Origin of the sequence: Pedococcus badiiscoriae, assembly GCF_013408925.1 — a bacterium.
GTDB lineage: Bacteria > Actinomycetota > Actinomycetes > Actinomycetales > Dermatophilaceae > Pedococcus > Pedococcus badiiscoriae.
Window position 1 is genome coordinate 2191337 of record NZ_JACCAB010000001.1, and the last position, 17464, is coordinate 2208800.

General features: G+C 71.2%; 16 protein-coding genes. 6 read left to right on the forward strand and 10 right to left on the reverse strand.

Annotation, left to right across the window (positions count from 1 at the left end):
- Positions 1-19: 19 nt before the first annotated feature.
- Positions 20-874, forward strand: a complete 855-nt coding sequence (kynA, locus tag BJ986_RS10470; RefSeq protein WP_179421928.1) for a tryptophan 2,3-dioxygenase — start codon at positions 20-22, stop codon at positions 872-874.
- Between the two features lie 69 nt (positions 875-943).
- Here the strand turns inward: kynA and BJ986_RS10475 are convergent, their stop codons facing one another.
- Positions 944-2323, reverse strand: coding sequence for a glucose-6-phosphate dehydrogenase (locus BJ986_RS10475; RefSeq protein ID WP_179421929.1), 1380 nt, complete (start codon positions 2321-2323; stop codon positions 944-946).
- Between the two features lie 76 nt (positions 2324-2399).
- Here BJ986_RS10475 and BJ986_RS10480 point away from each other — a divergent pair, with 76 nt between their 5' ends.
- Positions 2400-3392 carry a PfkB family carbohydrate kinase gene (locus tag BJ986_RS10480; RefSeq protein WP_179421930.1) on the forward strand — a complete coding sequence of 331 codons (993 nt, stop codon included), beginning with the start codon at positions 2400-2402 and terminating at the stop codon, positions 3390-3392.
- Here the strand turns inward: BJ986_RS10480 and BJ986_RS10485 are convergent.
- From BJ986_RS10485 to BJ986_RS10495, 3 genes are read right to left on the reverse strand one after another with little or no spacing between them, the layout of a single operon-like run.
- Positions 3389-4093: a M50 family metallopeptidase gene (locus tag BJ986_RS10485; RefSeq protein ID WP_337795136.1), complete on the reverse strand. Its 705-nt coding sequence runs from the start codon at positions 4091-4093 to the stop codon at positions 3389-3391. The genes BJ986_RS10480 and BJ986_RS10485 overlap by 4 nt on opposite strands.
- Before the next feature lie 32 nt (positions 4094-4125).
- Positions 4126-5115, reverse strand: a complete 990-nt coding sequence (locus BJ986_RS10490) for an SDR family oxidoreductase (RefSeq protein ID WP_179421931.1) — start codon at positions 5113-5115, stop codon at positions 4126-4128.
- A gap of 40 nt (positions 5116-5155) precedes the next feature.
- Positions 5156-5557, reverse strand: coding sequence for a MerR family transcriptional regulator (locus BJ986_RS10495; protein ID WP_179421932.1), 402 nt, complete (start codon positions 5555-5557; stop codon positions 5156-5158).
- 98 nt (positions 5558-5655) lie between these two features.
- On the opposite strand from BJ986_RS10495, the gene BJ986_RS10500 reads away from it, so the two are divergent.
- Together BJ986_RS10500 and BJ986_RS10505 are read left to right on the forward strand one after the other, a co-directional pair.
- Positions 5656-6837, forward strand: a complete 1182-nt coding sequence (locus BJ986_RS10500; protein ID WP_179421933.1) for an acyl-CoA dehydrogenase family protein — start codon at positions 5656-5658, stop codon at positions 6835-6837.
- A gap of 83 nt (positions 6838-6920) precedes the next feature.
- Entirely contained in the window at positions 6921-8477 is a 1557-nt protein-coding gene (locus BJ986_RS10505) for an acyl-CoA carboxylase subunit beta (RefSeq protein ID WP_420372058.1), read from the forward strand.
- Between the two features lie 90 nt (positions 8478-8567).
- On the opposite strand, the gene BJ986_RS10510 is transcribed toward BJ986_RS10505, so the two are convergent.
- The 3 genes from BJ986_RS10510 to BJ986_RS10520 form a co-directional block, all read right to left on the reverse strand.
- Positions 8568-9239, reverse strand: coding sequence for a Maf family nucleotide pyrophosphatase (locus BJ986_RS10510; protein ID WP_179421935.1), 672 nt, complete (start codon positions 9237-9239; stop codon positions 8568-8570).
- Positions 9240-9288: 49 nt separating this feature from the next.
- Positions 9289-11190, reverse strand: a complete 1902-nt coding sequence (locus tag BJ986_RS10515; RefSeq protein WP_179421936.1) for a Na+/H+ antiporter — start codon at positions 11188-11190, stop codon at positions 9289-9291.
- Between the two features lie 101 nt (positions 11191-11291).
- The gene (locus tag BJ986_RS10520; RefSeq protein ID WP_179421937.1) at positions 11292-13004 is read right to left on the reverse strand and encodes a DUF885 family protein; all 1713 of its coding nucleotides are present in this window, start codon (positions 13002-13004) and stop codon (positions 11292-11294) included.
- Between the two features lie 74 nt (positions 13005-13078).
- Here BJ986_RS10520 and BJ986_RS10525 point away from each other — a divergent pair, with 74 nt between their 5' ends.
- The gene (locus BJ986_RS10525; RefSeq protein WP_179421938.1) at positions 13079-13762 is read left to right on the forward strand and encodes an MOSC domain-containing protein; all 684 of its coding nucleotides are present in this window, start codon (positions 13079-13081) and stop codon (positions 13760-13762) included.
- A gap of 72 nt (positions 13763-13834) precedes the next feature.
- Here the strand turns inward: BJ986_RS10525 and BJ986_RS10530 are convergent, their stop codons facing one another.
- The 3 genes from BJ986_RS10530 to BJ986_RS10540 all read right to left on the reverse strand — a co-directional run bounded on the left by BJ986_RS10530 (position 13835) and on the right by BJ986_RS10540 (position 16648).
- Positions 13835-14326: an NlpC/P60 family protein gene (locus BJ986_RS10530; RefSeq protein WP_179421939.1), complete on the reverse strand. Its 492-nt coding sequence runs from the start codon at positions 14324-14326 to the stop codon at positions 13835-13837.
- 394 nt (positions 14327-14720) lie between these two features.
- A complete protein-coding gene (locus tag BJ986_RS10535) occupies positions 14721-14987 on the reverse strand; it encodes an acyl-CoA carboxylase subunit epsilon (protein ID WP_337795140.1) in 267 nt (88 codons plus the stop codon).
- Entirely contained in the window at positions 14984-16648 is a 1665-nt protein-coding gene (locus BJ986_RS10540; protein ID WP_238338079.1) for an acyl-CoA carboxylase subunit beta, read from the reverse strand. Before BJ986_RS10540 ends, BJ986_RS10535 begins: the two co-directional genes overlap by 4 nt.
- A 24-nt stretch (positions 16649-16672) precedes the next feature.
- Between BJ986_RS10540 and BJ986_RS10545 the strand changes: the two genes are divergently transcribed.
- Positions 16673-17455: a biotin--[acetyl-CoA-carboxylase] ligase gene (locus BJ986_RS10545; protein WP_179421940.1), complete on the forward strand. Its 783-nt coding sequence runs from the start codon at positions 16673-16675 to the stop codon at positions 17453-17455.
- Positions 17456-17464: the final 9 nt, after the last annotated feature.

Below are 17464 nucleotides of genomic sequence, written 5' to 3' on the forward strand. Positions count from 1 at the left end.
GGCGCCATAGGGTGACGCCATGAGCGGTGACGACGCGCGGTCGGTGCGTGAGATCGAAGAGGGCGTGCAGCGGGACTTCTCCGGGGCGATGTCCTACGGCGACTACCTCAGCCTGGACCAGCTCCTCACGGCGCAGCACCCCCGGAGCCGTCCGGAGCAGCACGACGAGCTGCTCTTCATCATCCAGCACCAGACGTCCGAGCTCTGGCTCAAGCTCATGCTGCACGAGCTGCGCTCGGCCCGCTCGCTGCTCGCCGGTGACGAGCTCGCCCCGGCCCTCAAGCGGCTGGCCCGGGTCAAGCGCATCCAGGAGGTCCTCACCGACCAGTGGTCGGTGCTGGCCACGCTGACGCCGAGCGAGTACGCCGAGATCAGGCCCTTCCTCGCCACCAGCTCGGGGTTCCAGTCCTGGCAGTACCGCGCCGTCGAGTTCCTGCTCGGCAACAAGAACGCCGACATGGTCAAGGTCTTCGACCACGACGAGACGGCGCGCTCGATGCTCGCGCAGCTGCTCGAGCAGCCGAGTCTCTACGACGAGTTCCTGCGCTACCTCGACCGCCACGGGTATGCCGTGCCCGCCGAGCTGCTCGACCGCGACTTCACCCAGCCCTACCGGGAGAACGACGCACTGGTCGACACCTTCGCGGCCGTGTATGCCAGCCCGGCCGAGCACTGGGGCGTCTACGAGACCTGCGAGGAGCTCGTGGACCTCGAGGACAACTTCCAGCAGTGGCGCTTCCGGCACCTGCAGGTGGTGACGCGCACCATCGGGCACAAGAGGGGGACCGGCGGCTCGTCCGGGGTCGACTTCCTGCGCCGGGCCCTCGACCTGACGTTCTTCCCCGAGCTCTACTCGGTGCGCAGCCGCGTCTGAGCCTGCGGGGACGCGGCCTCGAGGGACGCGGCCTCTGGGGACGCGGCGTCTGGGGAGGCGGTCTGCCGACTACGGCGTGAGCCAGCCCTCGGGGCCGGTGGACCCCGCGGGATACGTCTCGAGCGGCACCCGGTCCTGCGCCCAGGCCTTGATGACCGGGGCCACGATCCGCCAGCACTCCTGCGCGGCGTCCCCGCGCACGGTGAGCAGCTGGCTGCCGTCGAAGATCTGCGCCAGGACCTCCCCGTAGGGCTGCATCCGCGGCGCGGCGAGGGTCGCGGTGAGGGTCTTCTGCTCGAGGTCGAGCGGGTCGCCCTCGGCGTTCATCGTCAGGGTGAGGGAGACGGCACCGGGCTTGAGGTCGATGGTCAGCCGGTCGCCGGCTGCGCCCCCGGTGAAGCCGGTCGGCAGGTGCGGGACGTCGCGGAAGTGCGCGACGATCTGCTTGCGCGGCGCGCCCATGGCCTTGCCGCTGCGCAGCACGAACGGCACGCCCGCCCACCGCGAGTTCGCGACCTCGAGGGTGACCTGGGCGAGGGTCTCGGTGGAGCGCTTGGGGTCGACTCCCGCCTCCTTGGCGTAGTCCGGCACCCTCCGGCGACCGAGGGTTCCCGCGGTGTACCGCGCCCGTCGCGAGGAGCGCTTCGGGGAGCCTCCCCAGACCTTCGTGGCGCGCAGCACCTGGGCCTTCTGGTCCTGCAGCTCGCGGGCGTCCAAGGTGGCGATCGACTCCATCGCGAAGAGCGCGAGCACCTGGAGCAGATGGCTCTGCAGCATGTCCTTGAGGGCTCCCGCACCGTCGTAGTAGCCGGCGCGCCCCTCGAGTGCGAGGTCCTCGTCGTAGACGATCTCCACCCGCTCGATGTGCTCCCCGCTCCAGATCGGGGCGAGCATCCGGTTGGCGAAGCGAAGGCCCACGAGGTTGAAGACCGTTGCCACGCCGAGGAAGTGGTCGATCCGGAAGATCTCCTCCTCGGGCACCAGCCGGTGCAGCAGGGCGTTGAACCGCACTGCGGAGGCGTGGTCGGTGCCGAACGGCTTCTCCAGCGCGAGCCGGGTGACCTCGGGCAGGTCGACATGTTGCAGCACGTCGCAGACCTTCATCGTCACCTGCGGAGGCAGGGCGAAGAAGATGACCAGGGGACCGTCGCCACAGCTGTCCACCAGCTCGCGCAGCGCAGCCTCGTCCAGCACGTCGGTCTGGACGTATGCCGTGTGCTTGGTGACCGCGCTCGTCACCTTCGCCGGCGCACCGGCGTCACCGAAGGAGTCCTTGACGCGCGCCTTCCACTGCGCAGCAGTGAAGTCGACCCGGTCGGCGCCGACGACCCGGACGCGGCGCTCCGGCTCGACCACGAGCAGGCTGGCCAGTCCGGGCAGCAGCAACCGGTGGGTCAGGTCACCCCCGGCGCCGAGGATGAGCAGGGTCGTCTCCGGTGCAGTCGCCATGCGGTGCAGCATTCCACGACTGCCTGCGCTCGGGAGGGGGAGCACCCGTCCGCGCCGCCCGGCATACTCGCTCGGCATGACCACCCACGCGCCCGTGCCCGATGACGCACCGGTCCCGCGGGTCATCCACACCGCGCAGGCGCTGGTCGACGAGGTGGTCACGGTCGACGCGCTGCCGGCGCGCGGAGGCAACGCGGTGGCGCGGACCTACGGGCGGTATGCCGGTGGAGCGGTGAACATCCTCGTGGCCGCCTCCCGTTCCGGGGCGCGGGCGGTCCTGGCCGGTTCAGTGGGGACTGGCCCCAACGGTGACCTGGTGCGGGCGGCTCTGGCGGCCGAGGGAGTCACCGTGAGCAGCCCACCGGTCACCGACCTCGACACGGGGATCTGCTTCGTGATGGTCGAGCCGAGCGCCGAACGCACCTTCGTGACGACGCAGGGGGCCGAGCGACGGATCAGCATCGAGTCCCTCCAGACGTCGGCACCGGTGGCGGGGGATCTGGTGTGCCTGAGCGGCTTCTCGCTGGTCGGGCGCACCCGGGATCCGTTGGTGGCCTGGCTGGAGAGTCTCGAGCCCGCGGTGGTGGTGGTCCTCGATCCGGGCGCGGCCTTTGCGGACCTGCCTGCCGACGTCCGGGAGCGGGCGCTCGCCCGCACCACCGTGTGGACCAGCAACGCCGAGGAAGCCGGACAGCTGACGGGGCACGCCGATCCTGCGGCCTCGGTCGAGGCGCTGACCGCCGTCCTGCCGGCGGGCGCCGTCGTCATCGTGCGCGACGGCCCGCGGGGCTGCCACCTGCACGAGGGTGGCCGCACGACCTCCCTGCAGGGTTATCCGCAGGAGGCGATCGACACCAACGGTGCAGGGGACACCCACACCGGGGTGCTGGTGGCGTGCCGGGCGGCGGGCGCCGACTGGGAGACGGCGGCGACACGGGCCAACGCCGCCGGGGCGATCAAGGTGACCAGGCGGGGTCCGGCCACGGCACCCACTGCCGCGGAGATCGACGAGCTCCTGGCCGGGCAGGGTCGCGCCGGGCAGAGGCGCCGGCCTAGGCAGGGGCGCTAACCCCAGGCGGCGGCCACCTCGACAGCGGCCAGCCAGGTCGCCGCCGCGCAGGCGAGGACGAACGAGGCGTTCCACACCAGGGCGGGCACGTGCGTCAGCGAGGCGAGGACGGCCGGGTCGCTGCCGCGGGTGCGCGAGGACATCACGGCGCCGAGGTGCCGCCAGGCGCCCACGAGGAGCACGATCCCCGTGGCCACCATCACCTGGGCCTGCACCGAGTCGTCCCGCCACCACCACAGGGCTGCGGTCGCCGCGAGTGCCACCATCATGACGGCGGCCGTGAGCAGTGACCGCACCCGGACCAGGGTCAGCAGCCAGATGACGAGCAGGACGGTCAGCACCGGCGCCGCCCAGCCACGGGCGGCGGTCCAGACCAGCGCGGCTCCGACGACTGCGGGAGCCGGGTATCCCGACCAGGTCGACAGGACCCGGCCCGGGCCGCGCGCGGGCCCCACGGTCACGGCGTGCCCGGACATGTCTCCTCGGAGCACGAACCCGGTGAAGCGGCGTCCCACCGCCAGACCCACGAGGGCGTGACCCAGCTCGTGGACGAGCGTCACCGCGACTCGCAGCACCAGCCACACGGGCGGCACCGCGACCACGAGGACCGCCGCGACCACGGCCACCGTCACGGCGGGTGCGCCCATCGCGACGTCGCCGGGCGCGGTGACGACCCTGCTGCGCAGCACCTCCCAGTCCACGGCCGCGAACCTAGCCGACGCGGCTGTGGCGGTCAGACCCGGTGGGCGGCGACGAGCCGGTCGTAGAGCGCGTCGAGGTCGGCGTCGACCCGCTTGCGGGCCGGGTCCGCGTCGTGCCAGTCGACGATCTCCTGCGCGCCCTGGCGGAACGGCACCCGAGCGGCCCAACCCGGCACCAGCGTGCGGATCTTGCTGTTGTCGAACACCATCGAGTGGGCCTTGTCGCCCAGCAGGCTGGCGCCGAAGTCCTCGTCGACGGCGGCGATGGCCTCGGACGGCACGTGCACCAGCTGTGGCTCCACCCCGGCAGCCTCGGCGATGTCGGCGTAGATCTGGTTCCAGGTCGGGGCCTCGTCACCGGTGATGTGGAACGCCTCGCCGATCGCCTCCCCACGACCCAGGAGCCCGACGAAGGCCCGCGCGAAGTCCGTGTGGTGGGTGATGGTCCACAGCGAGGTTCCGTCGCCGTGGACCACGACGGGCCTGCCCTGGCGCATCCGCTCGACCACGGTCCAGCGTCCCTCGAAAGGCGGCAGCGTGTGGTCGTAGGTGTGCGAGGGCCGCACGATCGTCATCGGGAGCCCGCGCTCGCGGTAGGCCGCCACGAGCAGGTCCTCGCAGGCGATCTTGGCCCGCGAGTAGGCCCAGAACGGGTTGCGCAGGGGAGTGGACTCGGTGACGGGCAGCCTGCTCGGCGGCGTCTGGTAGGCCGATGCCGAGCTGATGAACACGTACTGGCCGGTCCTGTCCACGAACGCGTCGAGCTGCTGCTGCACCTGGTCCGGGGTGAACGAGAGGAAGTCGACCACGACGTCGAACGCCCTGCTGCCGACGACCTCCCGGACGGCCGCGGCGTCGCGGACATCGGCGTGCAGCCGCTCGGCGTCGGGATGCGGTGGATGGGTGGTGCTGGTGCCGCGGTTGAGGATCGTGACGCGGTGCCCGCACGCGACCGCTTCGGCGACGCACGCCGAGCTGATCACGCCGGTGCCACCGATGAACAGGACGCGCAGACCGGTCATGCCCGCTGAGCCTAAGGCCGCAGGTCCCGAAGGGGCAGCGTCAGCCCAGGCGACGCAGGTCGGCGCGGCAGCGGCGCTCGAACTCACCGAGCTCGGTGATGGCGTCCTCGAGGTCACGGCGGCGCTGCTCGAGGTCACTGCGCCGCTCGTCGATCTGGTCCAGGACGTACTCGAGCTGGCTGGCCTTGCCCCGCGGCCGGTCGTACAGGTCGATGATCGTGCGGATCTCCTCCAGGGGGAAACCCAGCCGCTTGCCGCGCAGGATCAGCGCCAGCCGGGTCCGGTCACGGCGGTGGTAGACGCGGGTCGTCCCCCGGCGCTCCGGCGTGATCAGCCCGAGGTCCTCGTAGTGGCGCACCGTCCGGTGCGTCACGCCGAACTCGTCCGCGATCTCCCGGATCGTCCAGGTCTCCTGGACGGCTGTGGCTGCGGGGGCTGGCATACCCGTGAGTATTGCTTTACGTTTACGTCAACGTCAAGCAACCACAGCATGCCGCGTGGCTGGGTGACCCCCGGCGCGCACCCCACGAAGGAGACACGATGTTCGAGCTGAGCAAGGAGCACGAGGACTTCCGCAAGGTCGTCCGGGAGTTCGCCGAGGCAGAGGTCGAGCCGCACATCGCCAAGTGGGACAAGGACCACCACTTCCCGAGCGACCTGGTCCCGAAGATGGGCGAGCTGGGGCTGTTCGGCCTCGTCGTGCCCGAGGAGTTCGGCGGGATGGGCGACGACGGTGACTTCACGTCGCTCTGCGTGGCCATCGAGGAGCTCGGCCGGGTCGACCAGTCGATCGGCATCACGCTGTCGGCCGGTGTCGGCCTGGGCATCAACCCGATCCTCACCTACGGCTCGCAGGAGCAGAAGGAGCGCTTCCTGCCCGACCTGGTGGCCGGGCGTGCGCTCGCCGGCTTCGGCCTCACCGAGCCGGACGCCGGCTCCGACGCCGGTGCCACCCGCACCAAGGCGGTCCGCGAGGGCGACGAGTGGGTCGTCAACGGCTCCAAGGCGTTCATCACCAACTCCGGCACCGACATCACCTCGGTCGTCACGGTCACCGCCCGCACCGGCACGAACGAGGACGGCTCCGCCCAGCTCAGTGCGATCATGATCCCTTCCGGCACACCGGGGTTCACCGTCGAGCCGGCCTACGACAAGCTCGGCTGGCACGCCTCGGACACGCACGGCCTGACCTTCGAGAGCTGCCGCGTCCCGGCCGGCAACCTGCTCGGCAACGAGGGCGAGGGCTTCAGGCAGTTCCTCAAGACCCTCGACGACGGCCGCATCGCCATCTCCGCCCTCGCGGTCGGCATGAGCCAGCGGATGCTCGAGGAGACCACGGCCTACGCGAAGACCCGCAAGGCGTTCGGCAAGCCGATCGGTGTCAACCAGGGCGTGTCCTTCCAGATCGCCGACCTCGCCGTCATGGTCGAGGCGTCTCGCCAGCTGACCTACAAGGCCGCGTGGCTCAAGGACGAGCTCGAGCACGGCCGCCGTTCGGTCAAGGAGGTCAAGCAGGCCGCCGCGATCTGCAAGCTCTACTCCACCGAGGCCGCCGTGACAGCCACCCGCATCGCCACCCAGGTCTTCGGTGGCAACGGCTTCATGGAGGAGTACCCGGTGGCCCGGTTCTACCGCGACGCGAAGATCCTCGAGATCGGCGAGGGCACCTCCGAGGTGCAGCGCATGGTCATCGCCCGCCACCTCGGCCTGCCCACCGCGTGAGCGCCGGAGTGCGAGAGGGTATGCCGGTGACCTCCACCTCGTCGTCCGGCGCGTCCACCCCTGCGGTCCAGCCACCGTTCGCGGTGGGGCAGGACTCCGGCACCGACCCCAAGGTGACCGACGTCCGCGAGCGGCTCGCCGCGGCCTACCAGGCCTCCGCGGTCGCGCCGGAGAAGGCGCAGGCCAAGCTGGACTCGCAGGGCAAGCTCTACGTCCGCGACCGGATCGCGATGCTGTTCGACGAGGGCAGCTTCGTCGAGGACGCGCGCTACGCCAACGCCACGGCCAGCGGTCTGCCGGCCGACGGCGTGGTCACCGGCCGCGGCACCGTCGACGGGCGACCGGCGATCGTCATCGCCAACGACCCGACGGTCAAGGCCGGATCATGGGGTGCGCGCACCGTCGAGAAGATCGTCCGGGCGACCGAGATGGCGCTGCGCGAGGAGCTGCCGGTCTTCTGGTTCGTCGACTCGGCGGGCGCGCGGATCACCGACCAGGTCGAGATGTTCCCCGGCCGGCGTGGCGCCGGACGCATCTTCCACAACCAGGTCGCCCTGTCGGGCAAGGTGCCGCAGATCTGCTGCCTCTTCGGCCCGAGTGCTGCTGGTGGTGCGTACATCCCGTCGTTCACCGACCTCATCATCATGGTCGAGGGGAATGCCTCGATGTACCTCGGCAGCCCGCGCATGGCCGAGATGGTGGTGGGGGAGAAGGTCTCGCTCGAGGACATGGGTGGCGCGCGGATGCACTGCACCGTCTCCGGGGTGGGGGACCTGCTCGTCGCCGACGACGCCGAGGCGATCGAGATGGCCAAGCTGTACTTCTCCTACCTGCCGCCGAGCTGGCGATCGGACCTGCCGACCTACGCACCCGAGGAGCCTTCGAAGCCGCTGACCCGGCACACCGTGCCCGAGCGCGAGAGCCAGCCCTTCGACATCCACGAGGTCATCGACGGCCTCGCCGACGAGGAGTCGTTCTTCGAGGTCAAGCCGCTGTTCGCTCCCGAGCTCGTGATCGGGTTCGGCCGCATGGCGGGCGAGACCGTCGGGATCGTCGCCAATAACTCCGTGGTCAAGGGCGGCGTGCTGTTCACGGACAGTGCGGACAAGGCGGCCCGGTTCATCTGGCTCTGCGACGCCTACTCGATCCCGCTGATCTACCTCGCCGACGTGCCGGGGTTCATGATCGGGTCGGAGGTCGAGCGCGGGGGGATCATCCGGCACGGCGCCAAGATGGTGCACGCGGTGTCCTCGGCGACGGTTCCGCAGTTCTGCGTGATCGTCCGCAAGGCCTACGGGGCTGGGCTCTACGCGATGGGCGGCCCCGGCTTCGGACCGGATGCGACCATCGCGCTGCCGACCGCGCGGATCGCCGTGATGGGTCCGGAGGCGGCCGTCAACGCCGTCTACGCCAACAAGATCGCGGCGATCGACGACCCCGCCGAGCGCGAGCAGTTCGTCCAGGACATGCGTCGCGAGTACGAGGAGGACGTCGACCTCGAGCGGCTCGCCGCCGACCTGGTCCTCGACCAGATCATCGAGGCGGACGCCCTGCGTGGCGAGCTGCTGCTCCGGCTGCGCTACGCCAAGGCTCGCGACCGCCACTTCGCCACCAAGCGCCGCGACATCCCCCCGGTCTGACACGACAGTCCTGCCCTGGCTCCCCGAGAGCCCAGCTCTCGGGCCGCCAGGCCCTCCGGGACGCCGAGAGCTGGGATCTCGGCGGCTCGCTCAGGCGCGCTCGACGTGGGCGCCCTGCGCGCCCCGGTGCGCCGAGCTGCGCAGGTCGTGCCACGCGAGGCCGAGCTCCATGAGCAGCTCGCGCAGCAGCGGCAGGGAGATGCCGACGACGTTGCTCGGGTCTCCCTCGATGCTGCTGACATAGGGGGCGCCGAGCCCGTCGAGGGTGAACGCCCCGGCCACGCGCAGGGGCTCGCCGGTCTCGACGTACGCGTCGATCTCGTCGTCGGTCAGCTTGGCGAAGTGCACGGTCGTGGACGCGGTGGCCCCGAGGGTCGCGCCCGTCCCGCCGTGGTCCTCGTCGCGGGTGTCGACGACCCAGTGCCCGGTGTGCAGGATGCCGGACCGGCCGCGCATCTGGCGCCACCGGGAGACGGCCTCCGCCGCCGAGGAGGGCTTGCCGTGGATCGCCCCGTCCAGGTCGAGGACCGAGTCGCACCCGATGATCACCGCGTCGTCGATCTGGTCGGCCACGTCCTCGGCCTTGGCCCTCGCGAGCAGCAGCGCGACGTCCTCGGCGACCAGCTCGCCATAGGTCTCCCGGGCCGCGGCGGTCACCGCCGACTCGTCCACGCCGCTCACGACGATGCTGGGTTCGAGCCCCGCGGCCACGAGCAGTCGGCGACGGGCGGGGGAGGCGGAGGCGAGCACGAGGGACGTCACGAGGGTGAGGGTACCCACCCCTGGCGCCCCGGCGGCATACCCGACGTCGTCAGCCGAGCTGGTCGTCCACGAAGCACCAGCGCCAGGACTCCCCGGGCTCGAAGCTGCGCATCACCGGATGGTCACTCTCGTGGAAGTGGCCCGTCGCGTGCTTCTGGGGCGAGGAGTCGCAGCACCCCACGTGCCCGCAGTCGAGGCAGAGCCGCAGGTGGACCCAGGTCGTGCCGTCGCGCAGGCACTCCTCGCAGCCGTGCGGGCTGGTCGGCGCGACGAACCGGTCGTGGTGGGCGGCGAGGTGCTCGCACTCGTCCTCGCCGCGCTCGGGAGGCAGCAGCGGCTCCTCACGCAGCTCGTCGGAACGCTCCTCGATCCGGTCGAGCATGGACTCCTCGATGTCGAGCTGCGCCAGGACGTGGGCCAGCACCTCGTGGTCGACCGTGCCGGCGTCACGGATGCGCAGGAGCTCGGCGCGCTCGGCGGCCAACATGATCAGGCGCACCCGGCGGTAGGTCGCGCTGGGCGTCTCGACGGCGTCGACCCGCCCCTGGCCGAGTCGCTCCCAGACGATGTTGGTGCGGTTCTCGGCGCGTCGGCGCAGCGTCTCGATGACGTCGGCGTCGACGTCGTGGTGCTCTTCGAGGGCCTTGAGGCCGGCCGCCACCGACGCCTGCAGGATGGTGGCCTCCTGCAGGGCGTCCTCGCGGGGGTCGGGGCCGCGTACGCCCAGCGTCCTGGCCAGCCACGGCAGCGAGAGTCCTTGCAGGAGAAGGGTGGCGACCGTCACCGTCATGGCGGCCAGCACCAGGGTCGACCGCTCGGGGGTGGCCGCCGGCAGGGTGAACGCCGCGGCGAGGGTCACCACCCCCCGCATCCCGGCCCACGAGATCACCGCTGCTGCCTTCGGGTGGAACTTGCCCTCGTGCTTGCCGAGCTTGGCCTGCAGCAGCTTGAACGGGAAGACCCAGATCGGGCGCAGGACCACCACGGTGGCCAGGACGGCCACGCACACCAGGATGACCCGACCCCAGCCAGGGCCGGTGTGGCCGGCGTCCTCGACCAGCCGTCGCATCTGCATGCCCAGCATGAGGAAGACGGCGTTCTCGAGGATGAACTGGATCGTCGTCCAGTTGATCCGCTCGCTCAGCCGGGACGACGCGTTCTGGACGATCGGCGACTTGTGGCCCAGGATCAGCCCCGCCACGACGACGGCCAGCACGCCGGAGCCGTGGTAGTGCTCAGCCGGCAGGTAGGCGAGGTAGGGCACGATGAACGAGATCGAGGTGTCGATGGCCGACTCGGTGACCTTGCTGCGGATGGAGGCGATCACGATCCCGACCAGCACCCCGAACCCGACGCCCAGCACCACGGCCCGGCCGAAGTCGAAGGCGACAGACCCCATGGTCACCGTGGTGGCGTGGCTGCCGGAGGCGACCGCCGTCGCGGCCAGGGGGAAGGCGGCGACGGCCGTGCGCAGCGAGACCAGGGCGGTCGCGTCGTTCACCAGCGACTCGCCCTCGAGGATGGTCACGATCCGCCGAGGCAGCCCGATCCTGCGTGCCACCGCCGTCGCGGCGACCGCGTCCGGCGGTGCCACGATGGCACCCAGCGCGAAGGCCACCGCGAACGGCACGTGGAGCAACCACCAGGTCACCAGGCCCACGCCTGCGGCGGTGAACAGGACCAGGCCCACCGACAGGCTCAGGATCGGCGTCCAGTTGGCGCGGAAGTCCACCAGCGACGTCCGGATCGCCGCGGCATACAGCAGGGGCGGCAGCAGGCCGACCAACACGACCTGGGCACTCAGCTCGGGCTCGGGGATGAACGAGATGTAGCTGACCACCACCCCCACCACGAGCAGGGCCAGGGGCGCAGCGACCCGCCACCGCTGGGCGATGCCGGCCACGACGATGACGGTCCCGACGATGGCGACGATGGCCACAGCTGTTTCCACGGCCACATCCTCGCAGGCACCCCCAGGTGTGCCGGGTGCCCACGGACGCGGGGCGGCCCGCCACCGATGGCGGACCGCCCCGAGGACGCGTGAGCGAGGGGTCAGCCGAGCTCGCCGAGCACCGCCTCGCGCAGCGTGTCGAGGCCGACGCCACCGATGTCGAGCGCCCGGCGATGGAAGTCCTTGAGCGAGAACGCCGCACCCTCACGCTCCGCGACCTGGTCGCGCAGCTGCATCCAGAGTCGCTCGCCGATCTTGTACGACGGCGCCTGCCCCGGCCAGCCGAGGTAGCGGTCGAGCTCGAACCGCAGCCAGGCCTCGCCCTGGTTGGCGTGGTCGGTGAGGTACTGCCAGGCCTTGTCGTAGGTCCACTCGCCACCGCCGACCTCCGCCGGGGCCTCGAACCCGCAGTGGACTCCGATGTCGATGACGACTCGCGCGGCGCGCAGCGACTGGCTGTCGAGCAGGCCCATCTTGGCGCCCGGGTCGTCCATGTAGCCGAGCTCGTCCATGAGCCGCTCGGCGTACAGGGCCCATCCCTCGCCGTGGCCCGAGGTCCAGGCGAGCATCCGTCGCCACTTGTTGAGCAGCTCGGAACGGAAGACGGTCTGGGCGACCTGGAGATGGTGCCCGGGAACCCCCTCGTGGTAGACGGTCGTGAGCTCCTTCCAGGTGCCGAACTCGGTCACACCCTTGGGGACCGACCACCACATGCGCCCGGGCCGCGAGAAGTCCTCCGAGGGGCCCGTGTAGTAGATGCCGCCCGTCTGGGTGGGCGCGATGAGGCACTCGATGGTGCGCACCGGGTCGGGGATGTCGAAGTGCGTGCCGGCGAGGTTGGCGATCGCCTCGTCGGCGCGCTGCTGCATCCACGCCTTCAGCTCGTCGGTGCCGTGCAGCTGGTATGCAGGGTCGGCGTCGAGCGCGGCGATGGCCTCCTTGACGGTGCTGCCGGGCTTGATCCGGTCGGCGACCTCCTCCATCTGCGCCGTGATCCGCTCGACCTCCTGCTGCCCCCACGCGTAGGTCTCGGCGAGGTCGACCCGGGCCCCGAGGAACGACCGGGACAGCAGGGCGTACCGCTCCTGACCGCACGCGTCGGCCTCGGGCGCGTCGTCGAGCAGGTGGTCCTTGAGCCAGCCGCGGAGCTCGGCGTAGGCCGCCGCGGCAGCCTCGGCGGCAGCTGCCAGCGTCTCGCGGGTCGCAGCGGCCAGCTCACCGGGGCCGGTGGCCTCGGCCAGCCGGGCGTCCGCGACGAGGTGGGCGAAGTAGCCGTCGTCCGCGACGAGGTCGGCGCACTGCTGGATGCAGGCCTCGACCTGGCGACGGGGGGCGATGTTGCCCTTGGCCGAGGCGCTCAGCAGGCTTTCCTTCCACCCGCGCAGGGCGTCGGGCACCCGCTGCAGACGCCGGCTGATGACGCCCCAGTCCTCGTCGGTGGCCGTGGGCATGAGGTCGAAGCAACCGCGCACCTCCTGCATCGGGGAGGCGATGACGTTGAGGGACATCTCGTCGATCCCGGCCCGGTGGGTCTCCTCCGCGAGGCCGAGGCGCTCACGCATGGCGGCCAGGGTGACCCGGTCGATGTCGTCCACGGGCTCGACCTGGTCGAGCTGCGCGAGGGTCTCGGCCCGCAGCGCGGCATGCGCCTCGTGACCGGCCGGGGAGAAGTCATCGAGCTCCTCGTCATGGCCGGGGATGCCGAGGTAGGTCGCGGTGATCGGGCTGAGGGCCACGAACTTCGCCAGGAAGTCGTCGGCGATGCGGTCGAGGTTGGTGGCCGGGCGGGCGGCGATGGTGGTCTCTGTGCTCACGCGAGCGAACGTACCCCAGGGTCCTGACGGTGGCACCGCGATATCCGGTTGCCCCGGATCCCTAGGGTGGGTCCATGGCTGCACACCTGTTGTCGCTCAATGTCGGGCGCGCCGAACCCAGCACCGCCAAGAACGTCGGCGTCACGGGCATCGCGAAGCGCCCCGTCGAGTCCGCCCAGCTGCGCGCTCCGGGGCCGAAGCACGGTGGGCTCGGCAGCGGGGTCGAGGGCGACTTCCTCGGCGACACGCGGCACCATGGCGGCGACTACCAGGCGGTGTATGCGTTTGCGCGGGAGGAGCTCGACTGGTGGGCCGACCAGCTCGGTCGCGAGCTGCCCCACGGCATGTTCGGGGAGAACTTCACGACCAGCGGTCTGGATGTCGACGGCGCGATCCTCGGCGAGCGCTGGGCGGTCGGCGACGACGTCGTGCTCGAGGTCTGCGGTCCCAGGGTCCCCTGTGCCACGTTCGCGGCGCGGATGGGTGAGCCGGGCTGGGTCAAGCGGTTCACCGACATCGGGCGCACCGGGGCCTACCTGTCCGTCGTGACGGGAGGGACGGTGCGTCCGGGCGACGAGATCGAGGTGGTCTCGCGACCGCAGCACGCCATCACCGTGCCCGACACGTTCCGCGCCTTCATGGGTGACCTCGCTGCCGCCGAGCGGGTGCTCGCCGCCGACTGCCTGGTCGAGGTCGAGGCGGCCGAGCTGCGCGAGAGGGTGCAGCGACGCCAGGCCGCGGGCACCGAGCTCGACTGACCTGCGTCCCGCCTCTCGCCTGGCGCCCCCAGCGCGCTCCCGGGAGCAGTCGTAGGGGTCAGTCGGGTGGGGTCATCGGGCTCGGCCGAAAGTGACGTCGCTGGTCCAGATCTTCACCTTCGCCACGACCTTGCCGGGCCTTGGTGCGTGCCAGACGTAGCCCGCCCCTGCATAGATGCCCACGTGGTAGACCGTCGTCGGCGAGGAGTGGAAGAAGACCAGGTCGCCCGCGCGTGCCGACCGAGGAGTGACGGCGGCGCTGGCCCGGTACTGCTCCTCGGCGGTGCGCGGCACCACCTTGGCGGCTTGTGAGTACACGTACTTCACGTAGCCGGAGCAGTCGAACCCGGTCTGCGGCGTCGTGCCGCCATACCGGTAGGGCACGCCGACCTGCGCAGCCGCGACGCGGGTCACGGTGCCGAACTGGACGGTCGTGAGGATCGCGGCATCGGCGCGGTCGGCGCCGAACGGGCCGGTCGACAGTGCTGCGACGGCGACGGTCGCCAGCAGGAGGGCGATCAGGCGGCGCGGCAGGGCAGGGCGGAGCGAGGGATGACGGGACACGGGAGGGCCATTTCTTTCGGACCGCCTGCGAAGAGTGACCTGTCGGGTTCGGGCGCGGAGCGTGCTGCTCCGTCCGAAACTGCCCGGCCGCCGGCTGGTGCCAGTGGCTTGACCCCAAGGAAGCGCGACTTCCGCTTCCGTCGTACCTGGGTTCTCCGTCCCCGACACTCTCGGCAAGGATCGCTTGCCATCCACACGGGTGTCGGGGCTCGGCGACCGCGGGGACCGCCCCACCTGGCCGGTGGGGACTCTGTCCACGGTAGGTCGGTCGCCGCGCGGTTCCCACTCCTGAGGCGAAGATGGCCCGTACGGCCGAGGGCCGGGGCAGTCCTACCGGCCCGGGTTCGTGGCGTGTCGCGGCGTGTCGCCGTCCCCGGCCGCGGAGCGGGAATGGTCAGGAGGGCCAGCCGGAGGCGCGCCAGGCGCCCGGTCCCGGGTGCAGCGGACGCCGCATCGCGCGCTCGCGGGAGCTCCACTGCGAGGTATGCCGCGGGGCCGGCTCGGGTGCGCCCGCCGTCACCGCGGAGAGCACCGCCAGCACCGCGGCGACCTCCTCCGGGGTCGCATCGCCGTGGACCAGCCGCATCGGGGGACGTTGCGCGGGCACCGCCTCGTGGTCCGTCACCGTCTCGTGGTCCGTCACCGCCTCGTGGTCCGTCACAGGGGGATGTTTCCGTGCTTCTTGGGGGGCAGGGTCTCGCGCTTGGTGCGCAGTGCCCGCAGCGCCTTGGTGACGTTCATGCGCGTGTTCGAGGGCGTGATGACGGTGTCGATGTAGCCGCGCTCGGCAGCGATGTAGGGGTTGGCGAGGGTGTCCTCGTACTCGGCGATGAACCGGGCCCGGGCCTCGTCGACGTTCTCTCCCGCGGCCTGCGCGGCGGCGAGCTGCTTGCGGTAGAGGATGTTGACGGCGCCCTGGGCGCCCATGACCGCGATCTGCGCGGTCGGCCAGGCCAGGTTGATGTCGGCGCCGAGGTGCTTGGACCCCATCACGTCGTACGCGCCGCCGTAGGCCTTGCGGGTGATGACCGTGACGAGGGGGACGGTGGCCTCGGCGTAGGCGTAGATGAGCTTGGCGCCGCGGCGGATGATGCCGTCCCACTCCTGGTCGGTGCCGGGCAGGAAGCCGGGCACGTCGACGAACGTCAGCACGGGCACGTTGAACGCGTCGCAGGTCCGCACGAACCGTGCGGCCTTCTCCGAGGCGTCGATGTCGAGGGTGCCGGCGAACTGCATCGGCTGGTTGGCGACCACCCCGACCGAGCGGCCCTCGATGCGCCCGTAGCCCACGATGAGGTTGGGCGCGAACAGCGGCTGGATCTCCAGGAACTCACCGTCGTCGACGACGTGCTCGATCACGGTCTTCATGTCGTACGGCTGGTTGGCGTTGTCGGGGATGAGGGTGTCGAGCTCGCGGTCCTCGTCGGTGACCTCGAGCGACGGCGGCTCGCCACCGTCGTCGGCGAACGAGGGCGGCTCCTCGAGGTTGTTGGACGGCAGGTAGGACAGCAGCGCCTTGACGTACTCGATGGCGTCCTCCTCGTCGGAACCCATGTAGTGCGCGACGCCGGACTTGGTGTTGTGGGTCCGGGCACCGCCGAGGTCCTCGAACGACACGTCCTCGCCGGTGACCGTCTTGATGACCTCGGGCCCGGTGATGAACATGTGCGAGGTCTGGTCGACCATCACGGTGAAGTCGGTGACGGCGGGGGAGTAGACCGCACCGCCCGCGCACGGGCCCATGATCAGGCTGATCTGCGGGATGACCCCGGAGGCGTGCACGTTGCGCCGGAAGATCTCGCCGTACAGTCCGAGCGAGACCACGCCCTCCTGGATGCGCGCGCCGCCGGAGTCGTTGAGCCCGACGACCGGGCAGCCGACCTTCATCGCGAAGTCCATGACCTTGCAGATCTTCTCGCCGAACACCTCGCCGAGGGATCCGCCGAACACGGTGAAGTCCTGCGCGAAGACCGCCACGGTGCGCCCGTCGACGGTGCCGTACCCGGTGACGACGCCGTCGCCGTACGGCCGGTTCGCCTCCTGGCCGAAGGCGGTCGAGCGGTGCCGGGCGTACTTGTCCATCTCGACGAACGAGCCCTCGTCGAGCAGCAGCTCGAGCCGCTCACGAGCGGTCTTCTTGCCCCGCGCGTGCTGCTTCTCGATGGCCCGCTCGGTCCCGGCATGGGCAACCTCGGCGACCCGCCGCTTGAGGTCGGCCAGCTTGCCGGCCGTGGAGTGGATGTCGATGCCCGAGTCAGGACCGGGCACGTCGGTGCCGCCGACCGAGAGCGGATCAGCGATGGAATCGGTGGTCTGCGCCATGTCGGCGAGCCTAGCCTTGCCTCCATGCGCGAATCGCTCGACCGTGAGGCATTGCACGAGGCGTTGGTCACGCCGGGTCAGCCCTGGACGGGGGTCGACGTCCACCCCAGCCTCGGTTCCACCAACGTCGAGGCGGCGCGGCTCGCGCAGCCGTGGCGGGTCGTGGTCACCGACCACCAGGAGGCCGGGCGAGGCCGGCTCGGCCGCACGTGGGAGACCCCGGCCAACACCGCGGTGACCCTCTCGGTCCTCCTGCCGGCCCCCGAGCAGGGCCGCGGCTGGCTGCCCTTGGCCACCGGTCTGGCGGTCCGCGACGCGCTGACCGAGGTCGCAGGGGTCGACAGTGCGCTCAAGTGGCCCAACGACGTGCTCCTGCCGGCCGACGACGACCGCAAGGTGTGCGGCATCCTCTGCGAGCTCCAGCCGGCCGGCGTCGTGGTGGGGCTGGGCATCAACGTCGACCAGGACCGCGACGAGCTCCCCGTCGACACCGCCACCTCGCTGCGGCTGGCGGGCGCGCTCGAGGTCAGCCGGGAGCGCCTGGTGGTGGCGGTGCTCACCCACCTGGCCCGTTGGCACGCCGACCTCAGCGGCGCCGCGCCGGCGCGCGCCGGTGTCCACGCGGCATACCGCAGGGCCTGTTCGACCATCGGTCGCGAGGTCGATCTGCACGTGGCGGGTGGTGAGGTGCGACGCGTGCGGGCGGTCGGGGTCGACGACGAAGGTCGCCTGGTCGTTAGCAGCGCGGGCAGTGAGTATGCCGTGGCGGCCGGTGACGTCGTCCACGTGCGCTCCACCACTGGCTAGGGTGGCCGC

What these genes read in the sequence shown, in the direction of transcription:
- kynA (WP_179421928.1), top strand. Translation starts at nt 20, where the DNA reads ATGAGCGGTGACGACGCGCGGTCGGTGCGTGAGATCGAAGAGGGCGTG.
- BJ986_RS10475 (WP_179421929.1), bottom strand. Translation starts at nt 2,323, where the DNA reads ATGGCGACTGCACCGGAGACGACCCTGCTCATCCTCGGCGCCGGGGGT.
- BJ986_RS10480 (WP_179421930.1), top strand. Translation starts at nt 2,400, where the DNA reads ATGACCACCCACGCGCCCGTGCCCGATGACGCACCGGTCCCGCGGGTC.
- BJ986_RS10490 (WP_179421931.1), bottom strand. Translation starts at nt 5,115, where the DNA reads ATGACCGGTCTGCGCGTCCTGTTCATCGGTGGCACCGGCGTGATCAGC.
- BJ986_RS10495 (WP_179421932.1), bottom strand. Translation starts at nt 5,557, where the DNA reads ATGCCAGCCCCCGCAGCCACAGCCGTCCAGGAGACCTGGACGATCCGG.
- BJ986_RS10500 (WP_179421933.1), top strand. Translation starts at nt 5,656, where the DNA reads ATGTTCGAGCTGAGCAAGGAGCACGAGGACTTCCGCAAGGTCGTCCGG.
- BJ986_RS10525 (WP_179421938.1), top strand. Translation starts at nt 13,079, where the DNA reads ATGGCTGCACACCTGTTGTCGCTCAATGTCGGGCGCGCCGAACCCAGC.
- BJ986_RS10540 (WP_238338079.1), bottom strand. Translation starts at nt 16,648, where the DNA reads ATGGCGCAGACCACCGATTCCATCGCTGATCCGCTCTCGGTCGGCGGC.
- BJ986_RS10545 (WP_179421940.1), top strand. Translation starts at nt 16,673, where the DNA reads ATGCGCGAATCGCTCGACCGTGAGGCATTGCACGAGGCGTTGGTCACG.